General features: G+C 65.1%; 15 protein-coding genes. 13 read left to right on the top strand and 2 right to left on the bottom strand.

What is annotated here, in order from left to right:
• Nucleotides 1-236: PA4642 family protein (locus tag ABZE94_RS04715; RefSeq protein WP_372874373.1), on the bottom strand; the 236-nt coding region annotated here is incomplete at its 3' end.
• Between the two features lie 214 nt (nt 237-450).
• Here ABZE94_RS04715 and ABZE94_RS04710 point away from each other — a divergent pair.
• Nucleotides 451-1,125: a GntR family transcriptional regulator gene (locus ABZE94_RS04710; protein WP_372874374.1), complete on the top strand. Its 675-nt coding sequence runs from the start codon at nt 451-453 to the stop codon at nt 1,123-1,125.
• Between the two features lie 546 nt (nt 1,126-1,671).
• Here the strand turns inward: ABZE94_RS04710 and ABZE94_RS04705 are convergent.
• The gene (locus ABZE94_RS04705; RefSeq protein WP_372874372.1) at nt 1,672-3,567 is read right to left on the bottom strand and encodes an ABC transporter ATP-binding protein/permease; all 1,896 of its coding nucleotides are present in this window, start codon (nt 3,565-3,567) and stop codon (nt 1,672-1,674) included.
• A 342-nt stretch (nt 3,568-3,909) separates the two neighbouring features.
• Here ABZE94_RS04705 and ABZE94_RS04700 point away from each other — a divergent pair, with 342 nt between their 5' ends.
• From ABZE94_RS04700 to ABZE94_RS04645, 12 genes are all read left to right on the top strand, one after another.
• A complete protein-coding gene (locus ABZE94_RS04700; RefSeq protein WP_372874371.1) occupies nt 3,910-4,845 on the top strand; it encodes a 4-hydroxyproline epimerase in 936 nt (311 codons plus the stop codon).
• Nucleotides 4,842-5,963, top strand: a complete 1,122-nt coding sequence (locus ABZE94_RS04695; RefSeq protein ID WP_372874370.1) for an NAD(P)/FAD-dependent oxidoreductase — start codon at nt 4,842-4,844, stop codon at nt 5,961-5,963. The genes ABZE94_RS04700 and ABZE94_RS04695 overlap by 4 nt, the downstream gene beginning before the upstream one ends.
• Entirely contained in the window at nt 5,960-6,196 is a 237-nt protein-coding gene (locus ABZE94_RS04690; protein WP_372874369.1) for a (2Fe-2S)-binding protein, read from the top strand. Before ABZE94_RS04695 ends, ABZE94_RS04690 begins: the two co-directional genes overlap by 4 nt.
• Nucleotides 6,193-7,452: an FAD-dependent oxidoreductase gene (locus tag ABZE94_RS04685; protein ID WP_372874368.1), complete on the top strand. Its 1,260-nt coding sequence runs from the start codon at nt 6,193-6,195 to the stop codon at nt 7,450-7,452. Before ABZE94_RS04690 ends, ABZE94_RS04685 begins: the two co-directional genes overlap by 4 nt.
• Nucleotides 7,453-7,740: 288 nt before the next feature.
• Complete coding sequence (locus ABZE94_RS04680; protein ID WP_372874367.1) at nt 7,741-8,502, top strand: helix-turn-helix domain-containing protein; 762 nt, start codon at nt 7,741-7,743, stop codon at nt 8,500-8,502.
• 308 nt (nt 8,503-8,810) lie between these two features.
• Nucleotides 8,811-9,626: a transporter substrate-binding domain-containing protein gene (locus tag ABZE94_RS04675; protein WP_372874366.1), complete on the top strand. Its 816-nt coding sequence runs from the start codon at nt 8,811-8,813 to the stop codon at nt 9,624-9,626.
• 62 nt (nt 9,627-9,688) lie between these two features.
• Entirely contained in the window at nt 9,689-11,470 is a 1,782-nt protein-coding gene (locus ABZE94_RS04670) for an aconitase X (RefSeq protein ID WP_372874365.1), read from the top strand.
• Complete coding sequence (locus tag ABZE94_RS04665) at nt 11,463-12,128, top strand: amino acid ABC transporter permease (protein WP_372874364.1); 666 nt, start codon at nt 11,463-11,465, stop codon at nt 12,126-12,128. Before ABZE94_RS04670 ends, ABZE94_RS04665 begins: the two co-directional genes overlap by 8 nt.
• 13 nt (nt 12,129-12,141) lie before the next feature.
• Complete coding sequence (locus ABZE94_RS04660; RefSeq protein ID WP_372874363.1) at nt 12,142-12,792, top strand: amino acid ABC transporter permease; 651 nt, start codon at nt 12,142-12,144, stop codon at nt 12,790-12,792.
• Nucleotides 12,785-13,507 carry an amino acid ABC transporter ATP-binding protein gene (locus ABZE94_RS04655; RefSeq protein ID WP_025164826.1) on the top strand — a complete coding sequence of 241 codons (723 nt, stop codon included), beginning with the start codon at nt 12,785-12,787 and terminating at the stop codon, nt 13,505-13,507. Before ABZE94_RS04660 ends, ABZE94_RS04655 begins: the two co-directional genes overlap by 8 nt.
• A gap of 153 nt (nt 13,508-13,660) precedes the next feature.
• A complete protein-coding gene (locus tag ABZE94_RS04650; RefSeq protein ID WP_372874362.1) occupies nt 13,661-14,698 on the top strand; it encodes a proline racemase family protein in 1,038 nt (345 codons plus the stop codon).
• A gap of 157 nt (nt 14,699-14,855) precedes the next feature.
• Nucleotides 14,856-15,773, top strand: a complete 918-nt coding sequence (locus ABZE94_RS04645) for a dihydrodipicolinate synthase family protein (RefSeq protein ID WP_372874361.1) — start codon at nt 14,856-14,858, stop codon at nt 15,771-15,773.
• Nucleotides 15,774-15,836 lie beyond the last annotated feature (63 nt).

Here is a 15,836-nt window from a genome sequence, read left to right as displayed (position 1 = left end):
TCCTGGATCAGGGCGATGAAGTCGCGGCCCTGGGCATCCTTGGCTTCGAGGTCGTAACCGGCCTCGACGAAGAAGCCGACGAAACGCGCGAAATCGTCGACGCGCAGGCCGCGGTAGGCCTTGACCAGCTTGTGCAGCGACGGCGGCGTGGCGTCAGCCGGCTCCACGGCGAGGAACAACTTGATCGGCTCGTCACCGATCTCTTCGCCAATCACCTGTTTCTTGTCTTTACGCATCGTTCACTCCAACTCGGCTGGCCACACGGGGCCGGCAGTGTACCTCTGGCGAACCTAGCGGCTCAACGCATCAGCCGATTTAAGCAGAGGAGCAATAGGCAGACTCACTGGGTCATGCCGCGGCGAACGGGCTAAGCGTAAGCAGGCGCGGTTCGCCCGACTCCTCGTATACAATATCCGCCATCACTGACTAACCGGGGCCACTCCCTTGCCATTGCCAACATTCACCGCCCCTAACCTCGGCGTCACCCCGACCGCCTCGGAAGTCATCACCAAGCACCTACGCGACGCAATCATCGGCGGCCATTTCGCCGAGAATGAGCCGGTCCGCCAAGACGACATCGCGCGCATCTTCAATGTCAGCAAGATTCCTGTGCGCGAAGCACTCAAGCGTCTGGAGGCCGAAGGGCTGGTGCAATTCCAGCGCAACAAGGGTGCGGTGGTGACCAAGATCTCCGAGCCGGAGCTGGCGCAGATCTTCGAAGTGCGGGTGCTGCTGGAGGTCCAGGCGATTCGCCTGGCCGTGCCGAACATGACCGCAGCGACCTTCGCCCGCGCCGAACGCATCTGCGAGGAGTTCATCGGCGAGACCGACATCGGCCGTTGGGCCGAGCTGAACTGGGCACTGCACGCCTGCCTCTACGAACCGGCGCAGCGCCCCTTCCTGCTCAACCTGATTCGCTCCATCCACGACAAGGTGGAACGCTACCTGCGCATGCAGATGAGCCTTTCCGCGGGCAAGGACCGCGCCGACCACGAGCACCGCGAGATCCTCGCGGCCTGCCGTGCAGGCGATGCCGACAAGGCCGCCGAGCTGATCGAACAACACATCATCGGCGTCTGCCGCACCCTCTATGAGCACCTGCCCAATCGCCTGACGCCGAACTGATAGTTCGGCGCAACATGCGCTGGCAATCGCCCTGACCTGACTCTGCCTGTGATCGAGAGTTTTCCCCCACGGCGAGCACGCTGTCAGGCATCACCCTGTTTGAACAGCACCTCGGCGCGTCTGCCGATCTCCTCCACTTACCGCTCTTCCTTGTGGGTGGCGATAAACCAGATATGTCCGAAGAGGTCTTCCAGCGTGCCCGTGCGATCACCATAGAATTGATCCTGCACCGGGCCGATGACCTTGGCGCCGGCCTCGACCGCCTGGGCAAATTGCCCATCGACATCGCTCGCTTACGATGCAGCCCCACCGACGCGCCTGGCTGCGACTGCGCACAGTAAATCGCCTCGACGCCTGCAGGCAGCGGCTGCTTTGTTCTGGGTTCATCCATTTACCTCGTTACCGTGGCGGCCATCGACGTATGCAGAAGCGGCAAGCCTATGCACTTGAGCCGATTAGACAAGCCCGCACAAACAACTTCTGCACGCCTTAGGCAGCAATCAGCTGCGCCGCGTCCCGCCACGGAGTTCGCCGCGGGCTGTTGAGCTAGCGGGGAAGCTCGGGCCGCGGCGATGGCCCGGCGGCCGGCTCCTGCTGCTGCAGCCGCCACATCTGTGCGTAGCTGCCGCCGGCAGCCAGCAACTCGCGGTGGCTGCCGCTTTCGATGATGCGCCCGGCGTCCAGCACCAGGATCCGGTCGGCCTCCATCACCGTGGACAGGCGATGGGCGATCACCAGAGTAGTGCGGCCGATCTGGATGCGCTCGAGCGCGGCCTGGATGGCCTTCTCCGACTTGGAGTCCAGCGCCGAGGTGGCTTCGTCGAAAATCAGGATGGCCGGGTTCTTCAGCAAGGCGCGGGCGATCGCCACCCGCTGTTTCTCGCCGCCGGACAGCTTGAGGCCGCGTTCGCCGACTTGGGTCTGGTAACCGTCCGGCAGGCGCTCGATGAACGCGTGGAGTTGCGCGGCGCGGGCAGCCGCCTCGACCTCCGCGCGGCTGGCCTCGGGACGGCCGTAGCCGATGTTGTAATAGATGCTGTCGTTGAACAGCACCGTGTCCTGCGGAACTATGGCGATGGCGGCGCGCAGCGAGGCCTGGGTCAGCTCGCGCAGATCCAGGCCGTCGATGCGGATATGCCCGCCATCGACGTCGTAGAAGCGGTACAGCAGGCGCGCCAGGGTCGACTTGCCCGAGCCCGAATGGCCGACCACCGCCACCGTACCGCCGGGCGGCACCTCGAAACTCACGCCATGCAGGATCTCCCGGCGCGGGTCATAGCCGAAGTGCACCTGCTCGAAACGCAGCCGTGGACGGCTGACCACCAGCGGCTTGGCACTGGGGGCGTCCTGCACGTCCTGGCGCCGGTCGAGCAGACCGAACAGGCGCTCCATATTGGTCAGCGCCTGTTTGACCTGGCGGTACATCATGCCCAGCACGAACAGCGGGGCCGACAGCTGCAGCAGGTAGGCGTTGACCAGCACCAGATCGCCGATGCTCAGCTCGCCGGCCACCACCCCCGCGGCGGCCCGCCACATCATGGCGCTGACGCCGCAGGCGATCACCGCGGACTGGCCGAGGTTGAGCAGCGCCAGCGACTGGGTTGACTTGACCTTGGCGTTTTCCAGGTGGCGCAGATTCTGGTCGTAGCGCCCGACCTCATGGGCCTCGTTGTTGAAGTACTTGACCGTCTCGTAGTTGAGCAGCGAGTCCACCGCACACTCGTTGGCGCGGGTATCGGCCTCCACCGCGGCGCGGTAGAAACGCGTGCGCCACTCGGTCACCGCCAGGGTCCACAGGCTGTAGGCCAACAGCGTGCCCAGGGTGATGAAGGCGAAGCCCCAGTCATAGGCCCAGACCAGCACGGCCGTCACCAGCAGCACCTCGAGCAGGGTCGGCACTATGCTGTAGAGCGTCCAGTCGAGCAGCTCGGCGATCGCGCTGCCGCCGCGCTCCACATCACGGGCCACGCCGCCGGTGCGGCGGTCCAGGTGGAATTTCAGGCTGAGGCCGAGCAAGTGGCCGAAGACTTTCAGGGTGACCTGGCGCGAGGTCCGCGCCATCACCCGGGCGAACACCACCTGGCGCAGCTCGTTGAACAGGGTGACGCCGATGCGCGCCGCGCCGTAGGCCAGCAGCAGGCCGACCGGCAGCAGCAACAGGCTGGGTTCGACATTCAAGCCATCGACTATCTGCTTGAGGGCGACCGGCACATACAGGTTGACCAGCTTGGCGGCGACGATCAGCAGCAGCGCCAGGGCGATGCGCCCGACGTAAGGCCGCAGGTAGGGCAGCAGTTCGGCGATCACCCCGAGGTCGCCACGGGCACTGGCCGCGCGTTCGACCGCCGCGGCGCCGCTGACAGTGTCTTCCGCCGCGCTGCTGGCGCCAGGCTCTGGAGCACGGATGGGCGGCGCGAGCGGCGGCTCGTCGGGGCTTGTCATAAGGCCACCTGGGCAGCCACGCGGAGCCGGCTCGGGCAGTCGCGTGCAACCCGCGTACCGGTTGGCACCGGCCGGACTGCAACGTTAATTCGTTGTTCGACCCACCTCGACTTCTGCATCGCCGCTCTCCTGCGCTGAAAGGAGCCGTCGCAACGACCTTACCCCACTTAGCCGCGATGCTGGAATCTCGGCAGTGGAGGATCGCTTGCAGGCTCTTACAATCGCTCGGCCTTCTCGCCTGACGCTGTGCCGATATCGTCATCCCCCTCCGATAAAACCCTCAAGCCGCCAAGCCCACGAGCGGCCACCCTTGTACCGACCTTTTCAGTGCAGGTGACAGCCATGAAACGCATCCGCGTCATCGACTCACACACCGGCGGTGAACCGACCCGCCTGGTGCTCGACGGTTTTCCCGACCTGGGCCAGGGCAGCATGAGCGAGCGCCGCCAGCTGCTGGCCGAACGCTTCGACGATTGGCGCGCCGCCAGCATGCTCGAACCGCGCGGCAGCGACGTGCTGGTCGGCGCGCTGCTCTGCGCGCCAGTCGACCCCAGCGCCAGTGCCGGGGTGATCTTCTTCAACAACAGCGGGTATCTGGGCATGTGCGGCCACGGCACCATCGGCCTGATAATTTCCCTCGCTCACCTCGGCCGTATCCAGCCCGGCCTGCACCGCATCGAAACCCCGGTCGGCACTGTCCTGGCCACCCTGCATGAGGATCGTTCGGTGAGCGTGCGCAACGTGCCCGCCTACCGCTACCGTCAGGCGGTCAGCCTGAAGGTGCCGGGCCTGGGCACGGTCAGCGGCGACATCGCCTGGGGCGGCAACTGGTTCTTCCTGATCGCCGAACACGGCCAGCGCATCGCCGGCGACAACCTCGAGGCGCTGACCGCCTATTGCTGGGCGGTGCGCCAGGCGCTGGAGCAACAGGCCATCCGCGGCGAGGACGGCGGCGAGATCGACCATATCGAGCTGTTTGCCGACGACGACACCGCCGATAGCAGGAATTTCGTGCTCTGTCCGGGCAAGGCCTACGACCGCTCGCCCTGTGGCACCGGCACCAGCGCCAAGCTGGCTTGCCTGGCCGCCGACGGCAAGCTGGCGCCCGGTGCGCTGTGGCGCCAGGCCAGCGTGATCGGCAGCCAGTTCGAGGCCAGCTACGAGTGGCAGGACGACGGGCGCATCGTCCCGACCATCCGCGGTCGCGCCCACCTCAGCGCCGAGGCCACCCTGTTGCTGGAGGACGACGATCCCTTCGCCTGGGGCATTCGTCCATGAATGCCGAGATCATCGTCGTCGGTGCCGGCATAGTCGGCAGCGCCTGCGCCCACGAGTTCGCCCGCCGCGGCCTGGACGTGCTGGTGCTGGACAGCCAGCGCGGCGGCGCCACGGCGGTGGGCATGGGCCACTTGGTGGCGATGGATGACAACCCGGCGGAACTGGCCCTGAGCCGCTACTCCATCGAGCTCTGGCGGCAGTGGGCGCCGCAACTCGATGCGGGCTGCGCCTACCACAACTGCGGCACCCTGTGGCTGGCCGCCAACGCCGAGGAACTGCAGGCCGCCGAACACAAGCGGGAAACCCTCAGTGCCCAGGGCATCGCCTGCCAGATGCTCGACGCAGACACCCTGCGCCAGGCCGAGCCGATGCTACGCAAGGGGCTGCTGGGCGCGCTGAAAGTCGGCGGTGACAGCATCCTCTACGCGCCGAATGCCGCGCACTGGCTGCTGCAACAGGGCGGCGAGCGCATCACCCGGCGCCAGGATCAGGTCAGCGAGGTCGACGGCAACCGCGTGCGCCTGGCCGATGGCCGCTGGCTCACGGCCGAGGCCGTGGTGCTGGCCAACGGCATCCACGCCAGCGAGTTGTGCCCCGAGTTGCCGATCCGGCCGAAGAAGGGCCATCTGCTGATCACCGACCGCTACCCGGGACGCATCCAGCACCAGCTGGTCGAACTCGGCTACGCCGCCAGCGCCCACACCATCACAGGCACCTCGGTGGCCTTCAATGCGCAGCCACGGCCAACCGGGCAGATCCTGCTCGGTTCGTCACGCCAGTTCGACAGCCTCGACCCGCAGGTCGAAGGCCCGGTGCTGGCGCGCATGCTGCGTCGCGCCCTGGATTACCTGCCGGAGCTGGGCAAACTCAACGCCATCCGCAGCTGGACCGGTTTTCGCGCCGCCACCCCGGACGGCCTGCCACTGCTCGGCGAGCATCCACAGCAACCCGGTCTGTGGCTGGCGGTCGGCCACGAAGGGCTCGGCGTCACCACCGCGCCAGGCAGTGCCCAATTGCTCGCCGCGCACCTGTTCAGGGAACCCGCGGCCATCGACCCTAGCCCTTATCTTCCGGGACGCTTTCTGCCGGAGCCGCGGCCCCAGGAGCACAGTACATGATCGAACTCAGCCTCGATGGCCTTGCGCTGCGCGTCGCAGCGGGCAGCACGGTAGCCGCCGCCCTCTATCTGGGCGGCGACGGCAGCAGCCGCACCTCGGTCGGCGGTCAGCGCCGCGCCCCTGTATGCGGCATGGGCATATGCCAGGAGTGCCGGGTCAGCATCGACGGCCAGCGCCGCCTGGCCTGCCAGACCCTGTGCCAACCCGGCATGTGCGTGGAGACCCACGCATGAACGAAGATTTCGACCTGCTGATCATCGGCGCCGGGCCCGCCGGCATGGCCGCCGCCCTGGCCGCAGCCCCCAGTGGCCTGCGCATTGGCGTCATCGACGACAACCCACTCCCCGGCGGGCAGATCTGGCGCGACGGCGTGCACGCCCAGCTGCCCGCCAATGCGCAACGCCATCGCGCGGCACTGGCGGCGGCGCAGAATATCCAGCTGTTCAGTTCGACCCGGGTGGTCGCCATCGCCGGGCCGCAGCAGTTGCTCCTGGAAGATGGCGAACGCGCCTGGCGCGCACGCTACGCCAAGCTGATCCTCTGCACCGGCGCGCGCGAGCTGCTGCTGCCCTTCCCCGGCTGGACCCTGCACGGCGTCACTGGCGCCGGCGGCCTGCAGGCGCTGATCAAGGGCGGCGTGCCGGTGGCCGGCGAGCGGCTGGTGATCGCCGGCAGCGGCCCGCTGCTGCTGGCCAGCGCCGCCAGCGCCAAACAGGCCGGAGCGCAAGTGCTGCGCATCGCCGAACAGGCGCCCCCCGCTGCCTTGGCCGGGTTCGCCCTGCAACTGCCGCGCTGGCCAAGCAAGTTGCTGCAGGCCTTGCAGCTGTTCGATGCCAGCTACCGCAGCAACAGCCATGTACTGGCCGCGCTCGGCGAGGAACACCTGGAAGCGGTGCGCCTGCAGCAGAACGGTAAAGTGCTGGAGATCCCCTGCGAGCGCCTGGCCTGTGGTTTCGGTTTGCTGCCCAACACCCAGTTGGGCCAGGCCCTGGGCTGCCGTATCGCCGGCCAGGCCATAGCAGTCGATCAGTGGCAAGCCTGCAGCCTGAGCGATCACTATGCGGCGGGTGAATGCACCGGCTTCGGCGGCAGCGAACTGGCCCTGATCGAAGGCGCCATCGCCGGCCACAGCGCCATCGGCGCGCAGGCCAAGGCCCGTGCGCTGTGGCCGCAGCGCCAGCACTGGCAAGCCTTCGCCGACCGACTCGGGCGCAGCTTCGCCCTCGATCCGCGACTCAAGCAACTGGCCGCCGCGGATACCCTGGTCTGCCGCTGCGAGGATGTGCCTTATGCCGCCCTCGCCGGGCGCGACGGCTGGGTCGACGCCAAGTTGCACAGCCGCTGCGGCATGGGCGCCTGCCAGGGACGCATCTGCGGCGGCGCGACGCAGTTCCTGTTCGACTGGCCGGCCCCGGCGCCGCGCCCGCCCTTGTCGCCGGCACGCATAGAAAGCCTGCTGCAACTGGCCGAGCCAGACGAGGCCGGCTAGTGTCGCGACCATCGTGACAGGTCGGATCACTGTGGGGTGGGTTAGCGGCGCCACACTGCGACGATCAGACGTTGCCATCGTGGCGCCCCGCGTAACCCACCAGACGGCATCCATGTATTGCACCGATGGTGGGTTACGGCGCAGCAACGATCAGTGTAATGCCTGCTGCTTGGACAGGCGCCTAACCCACCCGCTGGCCGAACCGCCGCGACGGACGTCGCGCTTCCCTGAAAGTGGCAGCGGCCTTAGAGTGGGCCGCGCCCACCTTGCCTGGACACCAGCCCACCCATGCCTTTGCCGCTTCAGCTCCAGCACCTGCCCACGCCCCGCGACCTGCCGGAACTGCTCGGCAGCCTGCAGCTGATCGCCCCCCTGCTGGATGCCATGCCCGGCGTGGTGTTCTTCATCAAGGACAGCGCCGCCCGCTATGTGCTGGTCAACCGGACCCTGTGCCAACGCTGCGCGGTAAACCGCCACCACGAGCTGCTGGGCCGGACCGCCGAACAGGTGTTTCCCTCACGCTTCGGCCCCCTCTACACCGAGCAGGATCGCCGCGTCCTGCAGGGCGGCGGCCCACTCAGCGACCAGCTGGAGTTGCACCTGTACCCCGGCCGCCAACCGGGCTGGTGCCTGACCCATAAGCTGGCGCTGCGCGACCCGCAGGGCGTGATCATCGGCATGGCCGGCATCTCCTACGACCTGCAGGCCCCGCAAGCCAGCCACCCGGCCTACCAGAAACTGGCCGCGGTAGACGCGCATATCCGCGAGCATTACGCCCAGCCCATCAGCCTCAAAGACCTCACCGCCATCGCCGGGCTGTCCGTCGCCCAGCTGGAACGCCACTGCAAGCGCATCTTCCAGCTCACCCCGCGGCAGATGATCCACAAGGCGCGCCTGGGCGCGGCCTCGCAGTTGCTGGCCGATCACCTGCCGATCACCGACATCGCCCTGCGCTGCGGCTACACCGATCACAGCGCCTTCAGCCGTCAGTTCAAGGCCCTCACCGGGCTGTCTCCCAGTCAGTATCGCCAGCGTCTGCGCGACGCTTAGCACGCTGTTACCCCAATTCGTGGCTTAAACGCACATCCCTGGGTCGAGCTGCTCCCTTAGGTGACACCCCGCCCCAGCGCGGGCTGTCTGCGAACGCGCCAGCGCCCGCATCCTGAAAAATTCGTGAGTACGCCCCGCGCCCGCGCCCAGCGGCTCGCGAGGCCGACAGCACCGTGCAATTCCCAGTAAATCTATTCCCCACCACTTCTTGGCACAGCCAGTGCATATTAAATATCGTATACGAAATCACCGATACGAAAGACGCTCCACCCTTTAACTGCTCGACCCCACACCACCACGAGGCCCCTATGAAAAATCCAACAACTGCCGTAGCCCTCACCGTTGCGCTTAGCGCGTCCCTGATCGGCCAGGCCCAGGCCGACAAACTCGACGACATCATCGAATCGGGAAAACTGCGCTGCGCCGTGACCCTGGACTTCCCTCCCATGGGCTTTCGCGATGAAGGCAACAAGCCCGCCGGTTTTGACGTCGACTATTGCGCTGACCTGGCGAAAGTCCTTGGGGTAACCCCTGAAGTGGTCGAAACACCGTTCCCGGACCGGATTCCCGCGCTGATCTCAGGCCGGGCCGACATCATCGTCGCCTCAACCTCCGACACCCTTGAACGCGCAAAAACCGTGGCGATGACCGTGCCCTACTTTGCCTTCCAGATGGTCGTACTGACCCGCGAAGACAGTGGCATTGAAAAATACGCAGACCTCAAAGGGCGCCCAGTGGGTAACACCAGTGGCACCTTCGAGGCTATCGCCCTGGAAAAAGACGTGAAAAGCTGGGGCAATGACGGCAGCTTCCGCGCTTACCAAAGCCAGAACGACACCATTCTCGCCGTTACCCAGGGTCACATCGACGCCTCTGTGGTGACCAACACAGTGGCGGCCTCGACCCTCAAGTCGGGCAAATACAAAGGCCTCAAAGTGGCCGGCAATGCGCCCTACACCATCGATTACGTGTCCCTGGCGGCCAAGCGCAACGAGTACGGCCTGATCAACTACCTCAACCTCTTCGTCAACCAGCAGGTCCGTTCCGGTCGCTACGCCGAGCTGTACCAGAAGTGGGTCGGCGGCACTCCGGTGGAGCTGACGGTTCCAGGCGTTTACTACTAAGCCCGCGCCCCCCATCCACTGGTAAACGCACGGTCGCCAACCCGGCCGTGCGGGAGTTAAACATGCCTGAATTCGCAGTAACGGCACGCAGGCTGGTTGCAGGCAATGCACAAGGCCAACTGCTGTATGCCGACGTCGGCCTGAGCTTCTGGGGCGGCGTCGATCCCTTTAGCGGCGAGGTGATCGATCGCCACCATCCCCTCAGCGGCCAGATAATTGCGGGACGGGTGCTGGCCATCCCCAGTGGCCGCGGCTCCTGCACCGGCAGCAGCGTACTCCTGGAACTGATTCTCAACGGCCATGCCCCGGCCGCACTGGTGGTGGCGCATCCCGAAGAAATCCTCAGCCTGGGCGTGCTGATCGCCCAGAGCTTGTTTGACTGTGGCCTGCCCGTCGTCTGCATCGGCCCTGAAGCCTTTTCCCGGCTGCATGACTGCGCGTTTGTCCGCGTTGAAGCTGATCGGGTTAGCGCCTTCACCCAGACTCCCGCGGATAACTGGCAAGCGGCCACGCCAGATACCCGCACCACACACGGGGCCACGGGCCCGATTGCCTTGAACGACACGGACCGTGACCTGCTGGCAGGCAAACACGGCAAGGCCGCGCAGGTCGCCATGCAGATCGTCTTGCAAATGGCCGAGCTCCAGGGCGCCGGCGAATTGATCGATATCACCCAGGCGCACATCGATGGCTGCATCTATACCGGCCCGGCCAGCCTGCGCTTTGCCGAACAATTGCTTGCCTGGGGGGCGGCCGTCAGAGTGCCGACCACGCTCAACTCGATCTCGGTCGACCAGCGTCTCTGGCGCCAGCAAGGCATCGACCCGGCATTCGGCGAACCCGCCAGCCAGCTCGGTGAGGCGTATATGGCCATGGGTGCGCAACTGAGTTACACCTGCGCACCCTACCTGCTCGACAGCGCGCCGCAGGCCAATGAACAAGTGGTCTGGGCTGAATCCAACGCCGTGGTGTATGCCAACAGCGTACTCGGCGCCCGGACGCAGAAATACCCGGACTATCTGGATATCTGCATCGCCCTGACCGGTCGCGCGCCCCTCACCGGCTGTCACCTGGATGCCGGCCGCTTAGCCACTCTGCTCATTCAAGTAGCGCCGCTCGGCCCACTCGATGATGCGTTTTATCCACTACTCGGCTATCACGTCGGCGCGTTGTCGGGCAGCCAGATCCCCGTGCTCGATGGTTTGCAGAACGCGGCGCCTACGCTGGACGATTTAAAGGCCTTTGGCGCCGCGTTTGCGACCACCTCTGGCGCCCCGATGTTCCACATCGCCGGGGTTACCCCAGAAGCCGCCAGCCTAGAGCAGGCGCTGGGCGGCCTCCCAGCCCAGCGCATTGAAACAGTCAGCGCAGCCGGCTTGCTCGGTAGTTGGAACGAACTCAACAGTGCGCCGTCTCCGCAGTTGGGCCTGGTAGCGCTCGGCAATCCGCACTTCTCTTTGAGCGAGTTCGCCGCCTTGGCCGCCTTGTGTGAGGGCCGCAGCAAACACCCCGACGTCGCCCTGGTGATCACCTGCGGACGGCATGTGCAGCAACAGGCCAGCGCGGCGGGCTACCTGGCGACGCTCGATGCGTTTGGCGCACAACTGGTGACCGATACCTGCTGGTGCATGCTCGGCGAGCCGGTACTCCCGGTCGGCACCACCAGCCTGATGACCAACTCAGGCAAGTACGCCCACTACGCCCCAGGCCTGGTCGGACGCACGGTGCATTTCGGCAGCCTGGCGGCCTGCGTCGAAGCGGCCTGCCGAGGATTTGTCAGCGGCGAGCTTCCCGCCTGGTTGAGCCAGGCCCATCAGCCAAGGGAAATATTGAGCGATGTTTGACTATAACTTTCACTGGCGCTCGGCTTTAAAGGCACTCCCGGACATGCTCGGCGGTGCCTGGGTTACCTTTGAGACGGCCGCGCTATCGATGGTCTTTGGTGTGCTCATCGCGCTGTTGTTGACCGTCATGCGGCAGAGCCAGAACCCGCTGGCGCGGGGTGTTTCCGGGGCCTGGGTCTCGGTTGCCCGTAACACCCCTTCGTTGTTTCAGATCTACCTGTTGTACTTCGGCCTCGGTTCGTTCGGCCTGCACATCAGCTCATGGGCCGCACTGCTGGCCGGGATCACGTTCAACAACGCCGGCTACCTGGCAGAAAACTTTCGTGGCGGGCTCAAGGCCGTTCCCGAGACCCAGATGCGCGCGGCCCGTTCACTGGGCATGAGCGCATTCAAGGCCTACCGGTTGATCATAGTCCCGCAGCTCCTGCGCATTGTGTTCTACCCCCTGACCAATCAGATGGTCTGGGCCGTGCTGATGACCTCGCTGGGGGTCATCGTCGGCCTCAACAACGACCTCACCGGGGTGACCCAGGACTACAACGTAAAGACCTTCCGCACCTTTGAGTATTTCGCGCTCGCGGCAGTGCTTTATTACCTGATTGCCAAAGCCATCGTCATGGTCGCCCGCCTACTCGGCTGGCGCCTGTTCCGCTACTAAGAGGGCAATGGCCATGTTGACTACCAGCCTCACCTCAACCGATCTGCTGTTCATGCTCCAGGGTGCCTGGACCACTATTCTGCTCACCCTCTGGTCGATGCTGCTGGGCACATTCGGCGGGGTTATCTGTGGCCTGCTGCGCGCCACCTTGCCGCGTGCAACCCTGCCGCTGGCCTGGGTGCTGGATATCTTCCGCAGTGTGCCGCTGCTGATCCAGTTCGTGCTGTTCAACTCGCTGAAAAGCATCGTCGGCCTCGACTGGAGCGCGTTCACCGTTGCCTGCGTAGTGCTCGGCGTATACGCCACGGCCTATTGCACGGAAGTGGTGCGCAGCGGTGTCCTCGCGGTATCGCCCAATGTACGCCGCGCCAGCCGCTCGCTGGGATTGAGCTACTGGCAAGACCTGCGCTACATCGTCATGCCGATGGCCACCCGCGTGGCGTTTCCGGGCTGGCTGAACCTGACCCTGTCGGTGATGAAAGACACCGCCCTGGTCATGTGGATCGGCATCATCGAACTGCTGCGCTCCTCACAAACCATAGTCACACGCATCCAAGAACCGCTGCTGGTCCTGTGCATCGCAGGGCTTATCTACTACTTCATCAGCCTGGTTGTGGCCCGCTTGGGTAATCAACTGGAGAAAAGGTGGCAGGAAAATGATTGAGATCGAAAGCGTACACAAATCCTTCGGCGACCTTGATGTGATCAAGGGCGTCAGCCTGACCGTCGAAAAAGGCGAAGTGGTGTCGATCATCGGTGGCTCGGGCTCGGGTAAGTCGACCCTGCTGATGTGCATCAATGGCCTTGAATCCATTCACCAGGGCAGCATTCGTGTCGACGGCGTCGAGGTGCATGACAAAGCCACCGACCTCAACCAGCTGCGGCAGAAGATCGGCATCGTGTTCCAGCAGTGGAACGCCTTCCCGCACCTCACGGTGCTGGAGAACGTCATGCTGGCGCCGCGCAAGGTGCGTGGCCAAAGCCGTGCCGAGGCAGAAGAAATGGCCATCAAGCAACTCACCCATGTTGGCCTCGGCGATAAATTCAATGTGTTTCCCGGCAAGCTCTCCGGCGGCCAGCAACAGCGCATGGCCATCGCCCGCGCCCTGGCCATGTCGCCGGACTACATGCTGTTCGACGAAGCCACCTCGGCGCTCGACCCGCAGCTGGTCGGCGAGGTGCTGGACACCATGCGCCTGCTCGCCGAAGACGGCATGACCATGGTGCTGGTGACCCACGAGATCAGCTTCGCCCGCGAGGTGTCCGATCGCGTGGCGTTCTTCCGCGACGGTCTGGTGCATGAGATCGGCACACCCGAGCAAGTGCTCGGCAACCCGCAGCGTGCGGAAACCGCCGATTTCCTCAAGTCCGTGCTCTAGCAGGGCGTTGAGAAACGTAGGCGAGGCGGCCGAGACAAGGCAAAAACGGCCGAAAAAGCGCAGTTTACTGGCTGTAAATGAGCATTTTGAGGCCGTTTTTAACGCTGTATCGGCAACGTAGGTAGTTTTTCATCGTCTTGCTAGGAGCCTGTGATGCGTTCATCGAAGATCATCCATGTGGTCAGCTGCCACGCCGAGGGCGAGGTCGGCGATGTGATAGTCGGCGGCGTGGCCCCGCCGCCCGGCGACACGGTCTGGGCGCAATCGCGCTGGATCGCCGAAGACCAGACCTTGCGCAACTTCATGCTCAACGAGCCGCGCGGTGGCGTGTTCCGCCACGTCAATCTGCTGGTGCCGGCCAAGGATCCACGGGCGCAGATGGCCTGGATCATCATGGAGCCGGCCGACACCCCACCGATGTCGGGCTCCAACTCGTTGTGTGTGGCCACGGTGCTGCTGGAAAGCGGCATCCTGCCGATGAGCGAGCCAGAAACTCGCCTGGTACTGGAAGCCCCCGGCGGCCTGATCGAAGCCGTCGCGCAATGTCGCGACGGCAAGGTCGAGCGCGTCGAGGTGCGTAACCTGCCCTCCTTCGCCGACCGGCTGGATGCCTGGATCGAGGTGCAAGGCATCGGCTCGCTGCAGGTGGACACCGCTTATGGCGGCGACAGCTTCGTGATCGCCGACGCCCACGCCTTGGGCTTTGCCCTCAGCGCCGACGAAGCCGCCGACCTGGCGGCCTGCGGGCTGAAGATCACCCGTGCGGCCAATGAGCAACTGGGCTTCGTCCACCCGCTGAACCCGGACTGGGCACATATTTCCTTCTGCCAGCTGGCGGCGCCGGTGAGCCACGAGCACGGCATCGCCAACGCGGCCAACGCGGTGGTGATCCGCCCCGGCAAGGTCGACCGTTCGCCCACCGGTACCGGCTGCTCGGCACGCATGGCGGTGCTGCACGCCAAGGGCCAGTTGCAGGTCGGCGAGCGTTTTATCGGCCGCTCGATCATCGGTTCCGAGTTCCACTGCCATATCGATAGCCTCTGCGAGGTGGCCGGGCGTCCGGCGATCATCCCCTGCCTGTCTGGCAGGGCCTGGATCACCGGCACTCACCAGCACCTGCTCGACCCGAGCGATCCCTGGCCGCAAGGCTACCGACTGTCCGATACCTGGCCGGTCGAGGCCTTAACCTAAGCGCCAACGCCCGCCGCACTGTCGGCGGGCATGGTCTGCAGCGACACACAGGCAGCACACCGGAAAATACCCGCGTCATCGAACAAGTTTGCCTGGTATTTTTCCACATAAAAGATATCGCATACGAAATACATTATTCACAAACGGAGACACAGCCATGAGCAAGCGCGTTAACTGGAGTGGGGTCTTCCCTGCTGTCACCACCCAATTCAACCCCGACTTCTCGGTAAACCTGGAGGAGACCCACAAGGTGATCTCCAACCTGGTGCGCGACGGCGTATCCGGCCTGGTGGTGTGCGGCAGCGTCGGTGAGAACACCTCGCTGACCATCGAGGAGAAGATGGCCGTCACCGAAGTGGCCAAGGACGCGTCCGCTGGCCGCGTGCCGGTGATCTGCGGCATCGCCGAGTTCACCAGCGCCGGCGCCGCCAAGGTGGCCAAGGCGGTTGAGCGGGTCGGCGTCGACGGCATCATGGTGATGCCCGCGCTGGTTTACTCCTCCAAGCCGCACGAGACCGCCGCGCACTTTCGCAGCGTCGCCACGGGCACCGACCTGCCGGTGATGGTCTACAACAACCCGCCGATCTACAAAAACGACGTCACCCCGGAGATCCTCATCTCCCTGGCCGACATCGAGAACGTGGTGTGCTTCAAGGACTCCTCCGGCGACACCCGGCGCTTCGTCGACGTGCGCAACCAGGTGGGCGACCGCTTCATCCTGTTCGCCGGCCTCGATGACGTGGTCCTGGAAAGCATCGCCGTCGGCGCCGAGGGCTGGATATCCGGCATGTCCAACGTGTTCCCCAAGGAAGGCGAAACCATCTTCCGCCTGTGCAAGGCCGGCCGCTTCGACGAGGCCATGCCGATCTACGAATGGCTGATGCCGATCCTCCACCTCGACGCCCGCCCGGACCTGGTGCAGTGCATCAAGCTGTGCGAGGAAATCGCCGGGCGCGGCACCGCCCTGACCCGCCCGCCACGCCTGGCCCTGCAAGGCGAGGACCGTGCCCACGTCGAGACGATCATGGCCCAGGCCATGGCCAACCGCCCGGCACTGCCGGATGTCGGCCTGTAAGCAAGACCCTATCGGGGTATAGCCGCTATACCCCCGATTCACGCAAAGACCCATCGCGCACGC

The sequence above is a fragment of the Pseudomonas sp. genome (genome assembly GCF_041601375.1).
Classification (GTDB): domain Bacteria; phylum Pseudomonadota; class Gammaproteobacteria; order Pseudomonadales; family Pseudomonadaceae; genus Aquipseudomonas.
Note: the sequence above shows the minus strand (reverse complement) of the source record. Positions and strands in the feature narration are given on the sequence as shown.

What these genes read in the sequence shown, in the direction of transcription:
- ABZE94_RS04680 (WP_372874367.1), top strand. Translation starts at nt 7,741, where the DNA reads ATGCCTTTGCCGCTTCAGCTCCAGCACCTGCCCACGCCCCGCGACCTG.
- ABZE94_RS04670 (WP_372874365.1), top strand. Translation starts at nt 9,689, where the DNA reads ATGCCTGAATTCGCAGTAACGGCACGCAGGCTGGTTGCAGGCAATGCA.
- ABZE94_RS04660 (WP_372874363.1), top strand. Translation starts at nt 12,142, where the DNA reads ATGTTGACTACCAGCCTCACCTCAACCGATCTGCTGTTCATGCTCCAG.
- ABZE94_RS04705 (WP_372874372.1), bottom strand. Translation starts at nt 3,567, where the DNA reads ATGACAAGCCCCGACGAGCCGCCGCTCGCGCCGCCCATCCGTGCTCCA.
- ABZE94_RS04700 (WP_372874371.1), top strand. Translation starts at nt 3,910, where the DNA reads ATGAAACGCATCCGCGTCATCGACTCACACACCGGCGGTGAACCGACC.
- ABZE94_RS04695 (WP_372874370.1), top strand. Translation starts at nt 4,842, where the DNA reads ATGAATGCCGAGATCATCGTCGTCGGTGCCGGCATAGTCGGCAGCGCC.
- ABZE94_RS04665 (WP_372874364.1), top strand. Translation starts at nt 11,463, where the DNA reads ATGTTTGACTATAACTTTCACTGGCGCTCGGCTTTAAAGGCACTCCCG.
- ABZE94_RS04675 (WP_372874366.1), top strand. Translation starts at nt 8,811, where the DNA reads ATGAAAAATCCAACAACTGCCGTAGCCCTCACCGTTGCGCTTAGCGCG.
- ABZE94_RS04645 (WP_372874361.1), top strand. Translation starts at nt 14,856, where the DNA reads ATGAGCAAGCGCGTTAACTGGAGTGGGGTCTTCCCTGCTGTCACCACC.
- ABZE94_RS04655 (WP_025164826.1), top strand. Translation starts at nt 12,785, where the DNA reads ATGATTGAGATCGAAAGCGTACACAAATCCTTCGGCGACCTTGATGTG.
- ABZE94_RS04690 (WP_372874369.1), top strand. Translation starts at nt 5,960, where the DNA reads ATGATCGAACTCAGCCTCGATGGCCTTGCGCTGCGCGTCGCAGCGGGC.
- ABZE94_RS04650 (WP_372874362.1), top strand. Translation starts at nt 13,661, where the DNA reads ATGCGTTCATCGAAGATCATCCATGTGGTCAGCTGCCACGCCGAGGGC.
- ABZE94_RS04685 (WP_372874368.1), top strand. Translation starts at nt 6,193, where the DNA reads ATGAACGAAGATTTCGACCTGCTGATCATCGGCGCCGGGCCCGCCGGC.